The organism is Pseudomonas deceptionensis (genome assembly GCF_900106095.1).
GTDB classification, from domain to species: Bacteria; Pseudomonadota; Gammaproteobacteria; order Pseudomonadales; family Pseudomonadaceae; genus Aquipseudomonas; species Aquipseudomonas deceptionensis.
The window spans coordinates 611,590-624,654 of record NZ_FNUD01000002.1 but is presented as its reverse complement, the minus strand read 5'-3'; the positions used below and the strand labels follow the sequence as shown (position 1 = coordinate 624,654).

Annotated in this window: 16 protein-coding genes; 4 read left to right on the top strand and 12 right to left on the bottom strand. The window is 59.6% G+C overall.

The features are described from left to right. The first annotated feature begins 187 nt into the window (after positions 1–187). Together BLW11_RS02635 and BLW11_RS02630 are read left to right on the top strand one after the other, a co-directional pair. Positions 188–1,147, top strand: coding sequence for an amino acid ABC transporter permease (locus BLW11_RS02635; protein WP_420912220.1), 960 nt, complete (start codon positions 188–190; stop codon positions 1,145–1,147). Then, entirely contained in the window at positions 1,140–1,874 is a 735-nt protein-coding gene (locus BLW11_RS02630; RefSeq protein WP_048360459.1) for an amino acid ABC transporter ATP-binding protein, read from the top strand. Before BLW11_RS02635 ends, BLW11_RS02630 begins: the two co-directional genes overlap by 8 nt. Positions 1,875–1,992: 118 nt before the next feature. Here BLW11_RS02630 and BLW11_RS02625 read toward each other — a convergent pair whose 3' ends face one another. The 10 genes from BLW11_RS02625 to ubiE form a co-directional block, all read right to left on the bottom strand. Beyond that, complete coding sequence (locus BLW11_RS02625; protein WP_048360458.1) at positions 1,993–3,561, bottom strand: methyl-accepting chemotaxis protein; 1,569 nt, start codon at positions 3,559–3,561, stop codon at positions 1,993–1,995. A gap of 153 nt (positions 3,562–3,714) precedes the next feature. Beyond that, positions 3,715–4,425 carry a 16S rRNA (uracil(1498)-N(3))-methyltransferase gene (locus BLW11_RS02620; protein ID WP_048360457.1) on the bottom strand — a complete coding sequence of 237 codons (711 nt, stop codon included), beginning with the start codon at positions 4,423–4,425 and terminating at the stop codon, positions 3,715–3,717. Further along, on the bottom strand, positions 4,422–5,219 hold the full coding sequence (gene tatC / locus BLW11_RS02615) for a twin-arginine translocase subunit TatC (RefSeq protein ID WP_048360456.1): 798 nt from the start codon (positions 5,217–5,219) through the stop codon (positions 4,422–4,424). Before tatC ends, BLW11_RS02620 begins: the two co-directional genes overlap by 4 nt. 4 nt (positions 5,220–5,223) lie before the next feature. Further along, positions 5,224–5,631 (bottom strand): Sec-independent protein translocase protein TatB, encoded by a 408-nt coding sequence (tatB, locus tag BLW11_RS02610; protein WP_048360455.1) that lies wholly within the window; start codon positions 5,629–5,631, stop codon positions 5,224–5,226. 10 nt (positions 5,632–5,641) lie between these two features. Continuing rightward, positions 5,642–5,920: a twin-arginine translocase TatA/TatE family subunit gene (locus tag BLW11_RS02605; RefSeq protein WP_019825245.1), complete on the bottom strand. Its 279-nt coding sequence runs from the start codon at positions 5,918–5,920 to the stop codon at positions 5,642–5,644. A gap of 22 nt (positions 5,921–5,942) precedes the next feature. Beyond that, the gene (locus BLW11_RS02600) at positions 5,943–6,275 is read right to left on the bottom strand and encodes a phosphoribosyl-ATP diphosphatase (RefSeq protein WP_016783168.1); all 333 of its coding nucleotides are present in this window, start codon (positions 6,273–6,275) and stop codon (positions 5,943–5,945) included. Then, on the bottom strand, positions 6,268–6,669 hold the full coding sequence (gene hisI, locus BLW11_RS02595) for a phosphoribosyl-AMP cyclohydrolase (RefSeq protein ID WP_048360454.1): 402 nt from the start codon (positions 6,667–6,669) through the stop codon (positions 6,268–6,270). The genes BLW11_RS02600 and hisI overlap by 8 nt, the downstream gene beginning before the upstream one ends. Before the next feature lie 79 nt (positions 6,670–6,748). After that, positions 6,749–8,353 carry a ubiquinone biosynthesis regulatory protein kinase UbiB gene (gene ubiB, locus BLW11_RS02590; RefSeq protein ID WP_048360453.1) on the bottom strand — a complete coding sequence of 535 codons (1,605 nt, stop codon included), beginning with the start codon at positions 8,351–8,353 and terminating at the stop codon, positions 6,749–6,751. Beyond that, entirely contained in the window at positions 8,350–8,973 is a 624-nt protein-coding gene (locus BLW11_RS02585) for a ubiquinone biosynthesis accessory factor UbiJ (RefSeq protein WP_048360452.1), read from the bottom strand. Before BLW11_RS02585 ends, ubiB begins: the two co-directional genes overlap by 4 nt. Next, positions 8,973–9,743 carry a bifunctional demethylmenaquinone methyltransferase/2-methoxy-6-polyprenyl-1,4-benzoquinol methylase UbiE gene (gene ubiE / locus BLW11_RS02580; RefSeq protein ID WP_019825250.1) on the bottom strand — a complete coding sequence of 257 codons (771 nt, stop codon included), beginning with the start codon at positions 9,741–9,743 and terminating at the stop codon, positions 8,973–8,975. Before ubiE ends, BLW11_RS02585 begins: the two co-directional genes overlap by 1 nt. Positions 9,744–9,849: 106 nt before the next feature. On the opposite strand from ubiE, the gene BLW11_RS02575 reads away from it, so the two are divergent. After that, positions 9,850–10,125, top strand: coding sequence for a polyhydroxyalkanoic acid system family protein (locus BLW11_RS02575; protein ID WP_048360451.1), 276 nt, complete (start codon positions 9,850–9,852; stop codon positions 10,123–10,125). Positions 10,126–10,338: 213 nt separating this feature from the next. Then, positions 10,339–11,052 (top strand): phasin family protein, encoded by a 714-nt coding sequence (locus tag BLW11_RS02570; protein WP_048360641.1) that lies wholly within the window; start codon positions 10,339–10,341, stop codon positions 11,050–11,052. 120 nt (positions 11,053–11,172) lie between these two features. Here BLW11_RS02570 and BLW11_RS02565 read toward each other — a convergent pair whose 3' ends face one another. Next, on the bottom strand, positions 11,173–11,544 hold the full coding sequence (locus BLW11_RS02565; RefSeq protein WP_193790190.1) for a gamma-butyrobetaine hydroxylase family protein: 372 nt from the start codon (positions 11,542–11,544) through the stop codon (positions 11,173–11,175). A 140-nt stretch (positions 11,545–11,684) separates the two neighbouring features. Then, complete coding sequence (gene hslU, locus BLW11_RS02560) at positions 11,685–13,019, bottom strand: ATP-dependent protease ATPase subunit HslU (protein ID WP_048360449.1); 1,335 nt, start codon at positions 13,017–13,019, stop codon at positions 11,685–11,687. Positions 13,020–13,065: the final 46 nt, after the last annotated feature.

Below are 13,065 nucleotides of genomic sequence, written 5' to 3'. Positions count from 1 at the left end.
CTGATCGCATTCCGCTACTTTTGTAGCAGCTGCCGAAGGCTGCGTCCGGTTGCGCAGCAGCCGTAAAGAAGCGGAATGCGGTTCAGATGAAAAACGGAGGCGTTCGATTTACGAGCGCTTCGCGCCCGGACGTAGCCTTCGGCAACTGCTACGGGCCTGGCTTTTCTCCTGACGGAACCTGAAAGTGATCAAACAAAAAAAAGCCCAGTGGCCCTGGCACGTATTGACCGTGCTGGTGCTCATCGGCCTGGCGGGGGCGTTGTATTACGCCACCTCATTGATGTCCTACGAGTGGCGCTGGAACCGGGTGCCGCAGTACTTCGCCTATCAGGCCGAAGAAGCCCAGCGTGCCGCTGAAGCCTCGACCGTTATCGAGCTGGTGCGCAAAGGCGATGCCGCTGAAGTGGTATTGCGTGGCGAAGATGGCAAAGAACAGCGCGTAACCGTTGCCGATAACAGCCTGCAAGTGGCTGAGGGCGACGATGTGGCCGAAGGCGACGTGATTGGCGTTAACCGCCATTGGGCAGCAGGGCCGCTGCTCTGGGGCCTGTGGACCACGGTCTGGTTGTCGCTGGTTTCTGGCGTATTGGGTTTGATCATCGGGCTGGCCACCGGCCTGTGCCGTTTGTCGAATAACCCGACCCTGCGCGACCTCTCGACGCTGTACGTCGAACTGGTGCGCGGCACGCCGCTGCTGGTACAGATTTTTATCTTCTACTTCTTTATTGGCACCGTACTCAACCTGTCCCGCGAGTTTGCCGGTATTGCCGCGCTGTCGTTGTTCACCGGCGCTTACGTGGCTGAAATCGTGCGTTCGGGTGTGCAGTCCATCGCCCGCGGGCAAAACGAAGCCGCTCGCTCGCTGGGGCTCAACAGCAGCCAGTCGATGCGCTACGTCGTGTTGCCGCAAGCGTTCAAACGTGTGCTGCCGCCGCTGGCCGGGCAATTTATCAGCCTGGTCAAAGACACCTCGCTGGTGTCGGTGATCGCCATTACCGAGCTGCTCAAAAGCGGCCGTGAAGTCATCACCACCTCGTTTTCGCCGTTCGAAATCCTGTTCTGCGTTGCGGGCCTGTACCTGTTGATCAACCTGCCGCTGTCGCATTTCGCCAGCCGGCTTGAGCGGAGGCTCGCGCAAAGTGATTGAAGTTCGCGAACTGGTAAAAGTCTTCGACACCCGCGGGCACATTGTTCGCGCGGTAGACAACGTCAGCACCACCGTCGCCCAGGGCGAAGTACTGGTGGTGATCGGCCCGTCGGGCTCGGGCAAGTCGACCTTTCTGCGCTGCCTCAATGGCCTGGAAGACTTCGACTCCGGCTCTGTCAGCATTGACGGTCTGGACCTGGCCAACCCCAAAACCGACGTCAATGCCTATCGGCGTGAAGTCGGCATGGTGTTCCAGCATTTCAACCTGTTCCCGCACATGACCGTGCTCGAAAACCTGTGCCTGGCGCAGAAGGTCGTGCGCAAGCGTGGCAAGGCCGAGCGCGAAGCCAAGGCCCGTGCGCTGCTGGAGAAGGTCGGTATCGGGCAGAAGGCCAATGAGTTCCCGTCACGCCTCTCGGGCGGTCAGCAACAGCGCGTGGCGATTGCCCGTGCGCTGGCGATGGAACCCAAGGTGATGTTGTTTGACGAACCCACCTCGGCGCTGGACCCGGAGATGGTCGGCGAAGTACTGGACGTCATGAAGACCCTGGCCCGCGAAGGCATGACCATGGTCTGTGTGACCCACGAAATGGGCTTTGCCCGCGAAGTGGCGAACCGCGTGTTGTTCTTTGACCATGGCAAGTTGCTGGAAGACTCCAACCCGCAAGACTTCTTCAACTCGCCCAAAGACCTGCGCGCCCAGGCGTTTTTGCGGCAGGTGCTTTAAAAGCGCCCTAACCCTCTCCCGGAGGGAGAGGGGGCTGACCGCATGCGATCTCAAGAACACCACCCGCCAGCTCCCTCTCCCTTTGGGAGAGGGTTGGGGGTGAGGGGCTTTTGACTCTTTAAACCTTGAACCGCCCAACCAATGCTTGAAGATGCGTACCCAGACGCGCCAGCTCAATGCTGGACGCGGCAGTCTCTTCGCTGGCCGCGGCGGTTTGCTCGGACACATCACGCACATTCAACACACTGCGGTTGATCTCATCGGCCACAGCACTTTGCTGCTCGGCCGCGGCCGCGATCTGCTGGTTCATGCCCTGAATCGTCGACACCGTGCGGGTGATATTGCCCAGAGACTCGCCTGCGCGACGGGTCAGCTCAACGCTGTTGTCGGTCAGGGCGCGGCTGCTGTCCATGCTGCTCGACACTTGCTGGGTGCCACTTTGCAGGCCCGCAATCAGCTCTTCGATCTCCTCGGTGGATTTTTGCGTGCGCTGCGCCAGGCTGCGCACCTCGTCCGCGACCACCGCAAACCCGCGACCGGCTTCACCGGCCCGCGCAGCCTCGATGGCCGCGTTGAGGGCCAGCAGGTTGGTTTGCTGGGCGACGGACTTGATCACGTCCAGCACGCTGCCAATCTTGTCGCTTTCACGCTTGAGATGGCCCATGGCCTCGGTGGAGTGACCAACTTCGATCGCCAACTTCTCTATCTGGGAGATGGCTTCGGCGACCACTTTGTCGCCTTCGCGGGCCTGCTGGTCGGCAGCGACTGCAGCTTCGCTGGCCTCTTCGGCATTGCGAGCCACTTCCTGAACCGTCGCAGCCATTTCATGCATGGCGGTGGCGACCTGATCGGTTTCGACCTTCTGGTTGTTGACCCCGGCGCTGGTCTGCTCGGTCACCGCCGAGAGCTCTTCGGCCGCGCTGGCGATTTGTGTCACGCCGTCGCTGATGCCGCTAATCAACTCGCGCAGACCGGTGGTCATCCGTTGAATGGCTTGCTGTAGCTGGCCCAGTTCGTCGCGGCGGTTGGTCGGGTGGTCATGGGTCAGGTCGCCGGATGCGATCTGCTCAACGGTTTTCAGCGTGCGCTGCAGCGGGATCACAATCTGGCGGGTAATGACCCAGGCGGCAATGAAGCCCAGTACCAGCGCCAGCAGCGCACAACCGATCAGCAGGTTGGTGGCTTGCTGGCTTTCGGTGTTGCGTTTGGCTGTTTGCAGCGCCGAAAGCTTTTGGCTCTGCTCGATCAGGACATTGCCCTGCTGGTGCATGCGCTCAACGGCCTGGTCACCGGGCCGGGAGCCCTGAATGAGGTCAGCGAAGGCGCGCTTGTACTCAGTCACGGCGTTGAGTTGCTGCTCGACCAGGGTCAGGTCTTCGGGAGCTACCAGCTGTGCATGTGAGAGCTCCAGCGCGTTGTCCAGTTCGGTCAACTGGTGGGTGACGTCGGCAAGGGTGTTTTCCCCGGGCTGGCGCTCATATTCCAGGCGGGCAATGCGCAGGTCTTTGGTCAGCCCGATGATTTTCGAGATGTTGGCCAGCTTGTCACCCCGGTCGATCACGGACACCAGGCCATTCCAGCCGGTGGCGGTGATCAATAAGGTCAACACGAGTACCAGGCCGAAGCCCAGGCTGAGTTTACGTTTGACGCTTATGTTGCCGAGCAGTTGGGCCAACTGACGGTACATGGTGATACTCCTTTACTGACCGAGACTCGTGACAGTCTTTCTGGGTTGTAAGGGCATCGGCGCGCAGGGAGATAACTGAAGGGCAGAGGTTGAATGTGTGACCGAGGTCAAATGTCAGTAGCCGCTGCTGCAGCGGCCACTGATTCTGGAGGGCTAGAACAGGCGTGCGAGCAGAGCGGTAACGGCGGTTTCGACCCGCAGGATGCGCGCACCCAGTTGCACCGGTTGCAGACCTGTCTTGGCCAGCAAGTCGATTTCGTAAGGGATCCAGCCACCTTCCGGGCCGATGGCCAGGGTGACCGCCTCGTCCAGCCCGCGCGGGCAGGCCGGGTAATCACCCGGATGGCCAACCAGACCCAGCGTGCCTTCGACCAGTGCCGGCAGTCGGTCTTCTACAAAGGGCTTGAAGCGCTTTTCGATAATGATCTCGGGCAAGACGCTGTCACGTGATTGCTCAAGGCCAAGAATCAGTTGCTCACGAATGGCTTCGGGCTCCAGAAACGGGGTCTGCCAGAAGCTTTTTTCAACCCGGTAACTGTTGACCAGGATGACCTTGGGCACGCCCATCGAGGCCACGGTTTGCAGCACCCGACGCAGCATTTTCGGGCGCGGCAGGGCCAGCAACAGGGTCAGGGGCAGTTTGGCCGGGGGCGGCTGGTCAAGGCTGTGGATAACCAGTTCGGCTTCCTTAGCCTCAAGGCGCACCAGCTCGGCGCTGCCCATCAATCCGCCAATCCGGCCGACGCGCAGGCTGTCGCCGACAGCGGCACGGTGAACTTCCTGCATGTGAGTCAGGCGCCGATCGCGCAGGATCACACGGTCGGCGGCAATGAAATCAGCCTCTTCGAGGAGCAGCAGGTTCACGCTTGTGGCGCTGGCGGTTGGGCGTCGTTGTCTGCCGGTTGTTCGTCCGGGTCTTCACCGCGCTTGTTTTTGCTGATCAGGCTGCCAAACAGGATGCCGATTTCAAACAGCATCCACATCGGGATCGCCAGCAAGGTTTGCGAGAAGATGTCCGGCGGGGTCAGGATCATGCCAACCACGAAGCAGCCGATGATCACGTACGGGCGGATCTTGCGCAGGTATTTGACGTCGACGATGCCGATCCATACCAGCAGCACCACGGCCACCGGGATTTCAAAGGCCACGCCAAAGGCAAAAAACAGGGTCATGACGAAATCAAGGTAGCTGCTGATGTCGGTCATCATCGCTACGCCTTCGGGGGTGGCGGCGGCGAAGAACTTGAACACCAGCGGGAACACCAGGAAGTAGGCGAACGCCATGCCGGCATAAAACAGGAAGATGCTGGAGACCAGCAATGGCACGGCGATGCGCTTTTCGTGCTTGTACAGGCCGGGTGCGATAAAGCCCCAGATCTGGTGCAGGATCACCGGGATCGCAATAAACAGCGAAACCATCATGGTCAGCTTGAGCGGCGTGAGGAACGGCGAGGCCACGTCGGTTGCGATCATCGTCGCGCCCACCGGCAGGTATTCACGCAACGGCGTGGAGACCAGGGTGTAGATCTGCTGCGTGAAGGCGAACAACCCGGCAAAGATGATGAAAATCGCCGCGATGCAGCGCAGCAGGCGGGTGCGCAGCTCGGTCAGGTGCGAAACCAGCGGCATTGGCTGGTCGTGTTCAGGCTTATCGCTCATGCGCTTAAGGGGCTCGCGGTGGCAGGGTAGGGTCGTGTGGCGCTGCCGGTTGAGGCGCAGGGTCGGACGCGGTTTTGCTCAGGCTCACGGGCGCGGGGCTCGCTGGCTCGACAGGCGCTGTGCTGACGGGAGGCTCGGTCGGCGTTAATGGCTTCACGGCGTCCTGCAGCGGAGCCAGAATCTTCTTGGCTTCCTCTTCCATCGACAGAATGTGTTCGTTGTGCAGCTGCCGACGAATTTCGTCGGCGCCGATTTCACGTTCAACTTCCTGTTTGATCGCATTGAAACTGCGTTTCAGGCGCCCGATCCACAGGCCCGCCGTGCGCGCGGCACCCGGCAGGCGCTCGGGGCCGAGCACCAGCAGGGCCACCAGGCCAACGAGCAGCAGTTCACTGAAGCTGATACCGAACATTAGTTTTGGCTCACACGTCTTTGCGGGTCGGCTCTTCGACTTTCTGCGCCTGCACGTCAATGGTGTGCGGCTCGTTCAGGGTCGAAGTGGTGTGTGGCTGCGGCGCGGCAGTTGGCTGCGCAGGCGGAACCACAGGCTCGGCAGGCTTTTCGTCATCGTTCATGGCTTTGCGAAAGCCCTTGATCGATTCGCCGACATCAGTGCCCAGGTTTTTAAGTTTTTTGGTGCCGAAGACGAGGACTACGACTACCAGAATGACGATCCAGTGTTTCCAGTCAAAAATGCCCATGATGTGTTCCTTGCAAAGTGATTTAGGCGGACGGCCGCGAGGCTTTTTCTACGTGGCCGGAGGTGCCGATACGACGCTCCAGTTCATCCAGTACGGCCTGAGGATGCTGCCCCAGCTGGGCCAGCATGATCATGCTGTGGAACCAGAGGTCGGCCGTTTCGTAGATCACATCGCTGCAATCACCGCTGATGGCGGCATCTTTGGCGGCGATGATGGTTTCAATCGACTCTTCGCCGACTTTTTCCAGAATCTTGTTCAGACCCTTGTGGTACAGGCTGGCGACATAGGAGCTGTCGGGCGTTGCGCCTTTGCGTGCTTCAAGCACTTGGGCAACGCGGCTCAAGGTGTCAGTCATGGGAGTGCCCTGCGTGATAAATGGCGTGGGGGTCTTTAAGCACCGGGTCGACGGTCTTCCACTCGGCATTTTCGTATACGCGGTAGAAGCAGCTTTGGCGGCCGGTATGGCAGGCGATGTCACCGATTTGCTCAACCATCAGGATGATCACGTCGGCATCACAATCCAGGCGCATTTCATGCAGCTTTTGCACGTGGCCGGACTCTTCGCCCTTGCGCCACAGCTTGCCACGCGAACGTGACCAGTAAATGGCACGGTTCTCGGCGGCAGTCAGGCTCAGCGCCTCGCGGTTCATCCAGGCCATCATCAGCACGCGCCCGGTTTTGTGGTCCTGGGCAATCGCCGGCACCAGGCCGTCGCTGTCCCATTTGATCTCGTCCAGCCAGTCTTTCATGTTCGACTCCGACAACCGGCCTCAACCCTGTGGTCAAGGCCTGGTGAATTCACAGTTTGCCAGCCTCGCCCGGAGCTGGCTATCGGCGCACGATCAGATACAAGCCTACGGCCAGCATGATTCCGGCAGGCCAATAGCCCGCAGTGTGCAGCGGCCCGATACTGGCCAGCAAGGCGCCTGCGGCCAAATGCCCGGCACCGATGAGGCGCAGGAACCAGCCGTCGCGGGATTCGCGCACGATCAATGGCGGATTATTGGCATGGGGCTGCGACATGCGCTCCAGCAGGTCGCGGGTCATGCCGGCCAGATGCGGGATCTGCTCGACCTGGCTGTGCAGGTTGCGCAGCAGGGTCTTGGGGCTGACGCGCTCACGCATCCAGCGTTCAAGGAACGGCTGGGCGGTGTTCCACAGATCGAGGTCGGGGTATAGCTGACGCCCCAGGCCTTCGATATTGAGCAGGGTTTTTTGCAGCAATACCAACTGCGGCTGGACTTCCATATTGAAGCGCCGAGCCGTCTGGAACAGGCGCATCAGCACCTGGCCAAAGGAGATTTCCTTGAGCGGTTTTTCGAAGATCGGCTCGCACACGGTACGGATCGCAGCTTCAAACTCGTTGAGTTTGGTGTGCGCCGGCACCCAGCCCGAATCAATGTGCAACTGCGCCACGCGGCGGTAGTCGCGCTTGAAGAAGGCAAACAGGTTGCGGGCCAGGTAGTCCTGGTCCTCGGGGGTCAGGCTGCCGACGATACCGCAGTCGATAGCTATATATTGCGGGGCCCACGGGTTGACGGTGCTGACGAAGATGTTGCCGGGGTGCATGTCGGCGTGGAAGAAGCTGTCGCGGAACACCTGGGTGAAGAAAATCTCGACCCCGCGCTCGGCCAGCATCTTCATATCAGTGCGCTGATCGGCAAGTGCTTGCAGGTCGGTGACCTGAATCCCGTAGATACGCTCCATCACCAGCACTTTGGGGCGGCACCAGTCCCAGTAGATCTGCGGGACATACATCAGCGGCGAGCCTTCGAAGTTACGCTTGAGCTGGCTGGCGTTGGCCGCCTCGCGCAGCAGGTCGAGTTCGTCGTAAATGGTTTTTTCGTAGTCCGTGACCACATCCACCGGGTGCAGCAGGCGGGCGTCGGCGCTCAGGCGCTCTGCGGTCTTGGCCAGGATGTACAGCCAGGCCAGGTCAGAACCGATGATCGGCTTGAGGCCGGGGCGTACAACCTTGACCACCACTTCTTCGCCGGTCTTGAGCTTGGCCGAATGCACCTGGGCCACCGAGGCCGAGGCCAGTGGTTCAATGTCGAAACGGCTGAATACTTCACTGATCCTGGCGCCGAGCTGCTCTTCGATCAGCTTGACTGCCACCTGTGGATCAAATGGCGGTACGCGGTCTTGCAGCAGCATCAGCTCATCGGCGATGTCGGCAGGCAGCAGATCGCGGCGAGTCGAGAGGATTTGCCCGAACTTGATAAAGATCGGGCCCAAATCCTGTAAGGCCAGACGCAGAGCCGCGCCCCGGCTCAGCTCCAGCTTTTTGCGCGGGAACCAGCGCCACGGCAGTGCGTAGCGCAGTGACAGCATCCACCACGGCAAAGGCAGGGCGAACAGCAGGTCATCCAGCCGGTAGCGAATGACGACGCGCTGGATACGGAACAAACGGCGTATGGCAAGCAGCTTCATGCGTTATCGCTGGAATTGAGGGATCGGGAAAGGCGCTCAAAGCGCGCCTCAAGGCGATCCAGGTCGAGTTTGAGTCGGTCGAGTTCGTCAAAGCGCGCTTGCGCTTCACGTTCACCGACCAAGGTGCGGGCTTCTTCGCTCAGGTATTCGGCCAGGTTCTGATTGAGGCTGGCGAACCCTTGCTGATACCAGTTGGCGCGGCTGCGCAGGTGACCGCCGATCAATGCCGTGGCCACCGGCCCGATCCAGTTCGAGAGTTCGTACTCCCAATCCAGCTCCAGGTCTTGCAGCACGGCCGCGAGTTCCATCAGCACCGCGCTGTCGCCTTCGAGCTCGACGTCAGGGCCGTGCAAGATGGCGCTTTTGTCCTTGCTCAGCGCAAGGCGCAGCAGGCTTGTGGCGGGTGCACGCAGGGTGCAGTCGGGGTCGGCTGCCCACTGGGTAGCCAGCAGCAGGCCTTCATCGCTGGGCAGGATAAACAGGTTCAGCGAGGGGCTTGCGCATTCGACGGCAATCAACTTGCCGGTCAGGGGGCGCAAGCGCGCCAAGGCCGTGCTGTCCAGCCGCAAAACGCGGTTGATGCCGTTTTCGACGCTGGCGAGAAGGCCGCGCAGCAACATCAGGGCTTGATGCCGCGGTGCAGGGCGACGATGCCGGAGGTCATGTTGTGATAAGTCACGCGGTCAAAACCGGCCTCGACCATCATCGACTTCAGCGTCTCCTGGTTGGGGTGCATGCGGATCGATTCGGCCAGGTAGCGATAGCTTTCCGGGTCGTTGAGGATCAGCTTGCCCACCATCGGCATGAAGGCGAACGAGTAAGCGTCGTAGACCTTGGACATCAACGCGTTGGTCGGCTTGGAGAACTCCAGCACCAACAGGCGGCCACCCGGTTTGAGCACGCGCAGCATGGAGCGCAGGGCGTCTTCCTTGTGGGTCACGTTGCGCAGTCCGAAGGCGATGGTCACGCAATCGAAGTAGTTGTCCGGGAACGGCAGCTTTTCAGCATCGGCCTGAACGAACTCGATATTGCCGGCCACGCCCTTGTCCAGCAGGCGGTCACGGCCGACCTTGAGCATGGAAGCGTTGATGTCGGCCAGCACCACTTGGCCGGTCGGACCTACCAGGTGGGAAAACTTGCGGGCCAGGTCACCGGTACCGCCGGCGATGTCCAGCACCTTGTTGCCTGGGCGCACGCCCGACAACTCGATGGTGAAACGCTTCCACAGACGGTGCATGCCGCCTGACAGAACGTCGTTCATCAGGTCATATTTACCGGCTACGGAGTGGAAAACCTCGGCGACTTTTTCGGCCTTTTGGCTTTCGGGTACGTTTTTGAAGCCGAAGTGAGTGGTGGGTTCGGCATCGCTGCCTTTGCGCTGATCAGTCATATCGCTGTCACCAAAAGAGAATGCTGGCCATTCTAATCCCGGTGGCCGGCTTTGTCTTGGCGAGGGTGAATGTATAGTGGCGGCTTTATTTCTCAGGAGCGACGCCATGGCGCGTATCAGCGTTGAACGTACCCACAGTCTGGGCCTTGAGGCCGCACGTGAAAAAGCTCAACCTCTGGTCGATAAACTGGCCAGCCAGTACGGCCTGACCCCTAGCTGGGCCGGGGACACCGTAAAACTGAAACGCTCCGGCGTGAATGGCACCCTCCAGATCAGCGAAAAAACCGTCAAGGTCGATGTGGAGCTTGGCCTACTGATGTCAGCGATGAGCGGCATGATCCAGTCAGAAATCGAACGCTCGCTGGACAAAGCCCTGTCGTGACTTTCTTGCCTGACCGGACTGCCCCGATCTCGTTGCTGGCGCCGTTGCCATAATGTTTAAGCGTGGGCTCTGTGCAACAGGCTAATTCGCTATGAGCCGCCTTGATACAAGGCGGTTTAGCGTCTAAACCTGATGCAGGTGAGCACGTTGTTCATCTTGATGATTCGACGCCCTTGCTCACTGGCGTCGCAACTGAACATTGAGGGAAACACGATGGCTGCTAAAAAACCGACGACCAAAGAAAACCACTCATGGGTAGGCAAGGTTGAAGAGTACTCGCGCAAAATCTGGCTGGCAGGTTTGGGTGTGTACTCGAAGATAGATACCGATGGCAGCAAGCTGTTTGACACCCTGGTCAAGGATGGCGAAAAAGCTGAAAAGGTGGCCAAGGACGCGGGCCATAAAGTCGCCGAGGGTGTAAAGGCGTCGACGTCATCCGCTCGCTCCCGGGTTGAAGATGTTAAAGATTTGGCGTTGGAGAAATGGGGCGAGTTCGAAGAGGCTTTTGATAAGCGTCTTAATAGTGCCATCACCCGTTTGGGTGTACCCAGTCGTGAAGAGGTCAAAGCCCTACATGCCAAGGTCGAGACCCTGACCAAACATATAGAGAAGCTTACTGCGGCAGCTGCCAAAGTCACGGCCACCAAGGCCCCGGCTGCGAGCAAACCTGCTCCGGCAAAACCTGCGGTAAAGGTTGCGGCAAAACCGGCGGTTGCGAAATCGACAGCTAAACCCGCTGCAAAGCCCGCGGTAAAAGTGGCTGCCAAACCTGCCGCCAAGGCACCTGCGGCGGCTGGCAAACCGGCACCTGCCAAAGCTGCAGCAGCCAAGCCGGCAGCGGCCAAGCCCGTCGCCAAAAAGCCCGCAGCGGCTGCTAAAGCCCCTGCGGTTGAGCCGGCGGCAACTACACCCACAACATCCGCTTGATTCTGTAGCCGCTGACGAGCAGCCCGAAATTTCAACTGTGGGAGCGAGCCTGCTCGCGAAGAGCATTCGCGAGCAGGCTCGCTCCCACGGGGGCTGGTAACAGGGCATCCACCGCAGCGTTTACAGCATCAGCTTGACCACGGACACCGATGGATCTCGGGACTTGCCGGCTTTTTTCAGTTCTTGCAGGTAATCAGCCCAGAGTTCTTCCTGGCGAACCCCCAGTTGATAGAGGTACTCCCAGGTGAACAGGCCGCTGTCGTGGCCGTCATCGAAGGTCAGCTTGAGTGCGTACTGGCCGGCGGGCTCGATTTTGCTCAGGCCCACGTTGATTTTGCCAAATTGCAGTATCGGGTTGCCGTGGCCTTGAACCTCGGCAGAAGGGGAGTGCACGCGCAGAAACTCGGCAGGCAGATGGTATTGCTCGCCAGACGGGTACTTGAGAGTGAGGGTTTTGGAGGCTTTGTGCAGGTTGATGGCACTGGGGATCATGGTCATAACCTTAGGTCATTGCACAAACACTGTAGCCGCTGCCGCAGGCTGCGATCGCCAACGCAGTTGGCGCAAGATCCGGAGATCGTTGAAGGCTTTCGCCTTATCGCAGCCTGCGGCAGCGGCTACAGGTGTTCGGCTTACAAGATGTAGCGCGAGAGGTCTTCGTTCTCGGCCAGTTCGCCCAGGTGGCTGTTCACGTATTCAGCGTCGATGCGGATAGGCTCGTCTTTTTGTGCACTGGCGATATCACCGGCACTGAAAGACACTTCTTCAAGCAAGCGCTCAAGCAGTGTATGCAAACGACGAGCACCGATGTTTTCGGTTTTCTCGTTCACCTGCCAGGCGATTTCCGCCAGGCGCTTGATGCCATCCGGCAGGAACTCGATGTTCAGGCCTTCGGTTTTCAGCAACTCGCGGTATTGCTCGGTCAACGACGCGTGTGGCTCGCTGAGGATGCGCTCGAAGTCGCCCGGGGTCAGGGCCTTGAGCTCGACACGAATCGGCAGGCGGCCTTGCAACTCAGGTACCAGATCGCTTGGCTTGCTCAGGTGGAATGCGCCAGAAGCGATAAACAGGATGTGGTCGGTTTTGACCATGCCCAGCTTGGTATTGACGGTGCAACCTTCGATCAGTGGCAGCAGGTCGCGCTGAACACCTTCGCGGGATACATCTGCGCCGCCGACATTGCCGCGTTTGGCAACCTTGTCGATCTCGTCGATAAACACAATGCCGTGCTGCTCGACAGCTTCGAGCGCCTTGGCCTTGAGTTCTTCGTCATTGACCAGACGGCCGGCTTCTTCGTCACGCACCATTTTCAGTGCTTCTTTGACTTTCAGCTTGCGGTTCTTGCGCTTGCCTTTGCCCATGTTGGCAAACAGGCTTTGCAGCTGGTTGGTCATTTCTTCCATGCCTGGCGGCGCGGAAATATCGACGCCGGCAATGTCGGCAACTTCGATTTCGATCTCTTTGTCGTCCAGCTGACCTTCACGCAGACGCTTGCGGAACAGCTGACGTGTGTTGGAGTCCTGCGGTACGGCGGCTTCTTCGCCGAACGTACGGGCAGGTGGCAGCAATGCGTCGAGGATGCGCTCTTCAGCAGCATCTTCGGCACGGTGGCGAACCTTGACGATTTCCTGTTCACGCAGCAGCTTGATCGCAGCGTCAGCCAGATCACGAATGATCGATTCAACGTCACGGCCTACATAGCCAACTTCGGTGAATTTGGTCGCTTCAACCTTGATGAACGGTGCGTTGGCCAGCTTGGCCAGGCGACGGGCGATTTCGGTTTTACCGACACCTGTCGGGCCGATCATCAGAATGTTTTTAGGCGTCACTTCAACGCGCAGTTCTTCGGGCAGTTGCATCCGGCGCCAGCGGTTGCGCAGCGCGATGGCAACGGCGCGCTTGGCGTCGTCCTGGCCGATGATGTGGCGATTGAGTTCGTGGACAATTTCGCGGGGAGTCATGGACATGGTAATTGGCGTTCCTCTAGCTAAAGTAAGGTTCACAAACGGGCTG

Bases quoted from the DNA above. Each gene is read 5' to 3' on its own strand.
- BLW11_RS02625 (WP_048360458.1), bottom strand. From the start codon at position 3,561: ATGTACCGTCAGTTGGCCCAACTGCTCGGCAACATAAGCGTCAAACGT.
- tatC (WP_048360456.1), bottom strand. From the start codon at position 5,219: ATGAGCGATAAGCCTGAACACGACCAGCCAATGCCGCTGGTTTCGCAC.
- tatB (WP_048360455.1), bottom strand. From the start codon at position 5,631: ATGTTCGGTATCAGCTTCAGTGAACTGCTGCTCGTTGGCCTGGTGGCC.
- BLW11_RS02605 (WP_019825245.1), bottom strand. From the start codon at position 5,920: ATGGGCATTTTTGACTGGAAACACTGGATCGTCATTCTGGTAGTCGTA.
- BLW11_RS02600 (WP_016783168.1), bottom strand. From the start codon at position 6,275: ATGACTGACACCTTGAGCCGCGTTGCCCAAGTGCTTGAAGCACGCAAA.
- hisI (WP_048360454.1), bottom strand. From the start codon at position 6,669: ATGAAAGACTGGCTGGACGAGATCAAATGGGACAGCGACGGCCTGGTG.
- ubiB (WP_048360453.1), bottom strand. From the start codon at position 8,353: ATGAAGCTGCTTGCCATACGCCGTTTGTTCCGTATCCAGCGCGTCGTC.
- BLW11_RS02585 (WP_048360452.1), bottom strand. From the start codon at position 8,973: ATGTTGCTGCGCGGCCTTCTCGCCAGCGTCGAAAACGGCATCAACCGC.
- ubiE (WP_019825250.1), bottom strand. From the start codon at position 9,743: ATGACTGATCAGCGCAAAGGCAGCGATGCCGAACCCACCACTCACTTC.
- BLW11_RS02575 (WP_048360451.1), top strand. From the start codon at position 9,850: ATGGCGCGTATCAGCGTTGAACGTACCCACAGTCTGGGCCTTGAGGCC.
- BLW11_RS02570 (WP_048360641.1), top strand. From the start codon at position 10,339: ATGGCTGCTAAAAAACCGACGACCAAAGAAAACCACTCATGGGTAGGC.
- BLW11_RS02565 (WP_193790190.1), bottom strand. From the start codon at position 11,544: ATGATCCCCAGTGCCATCAACCTGCACAAAGCCTCCAAAACCCTCACT.
- hslU (WP_048360449.1), bottom strand. From the start codon at position 13,019: ATGTCCATGACTCCCCGCGAAATTGTCCACGAACTCAATCGCCACATC.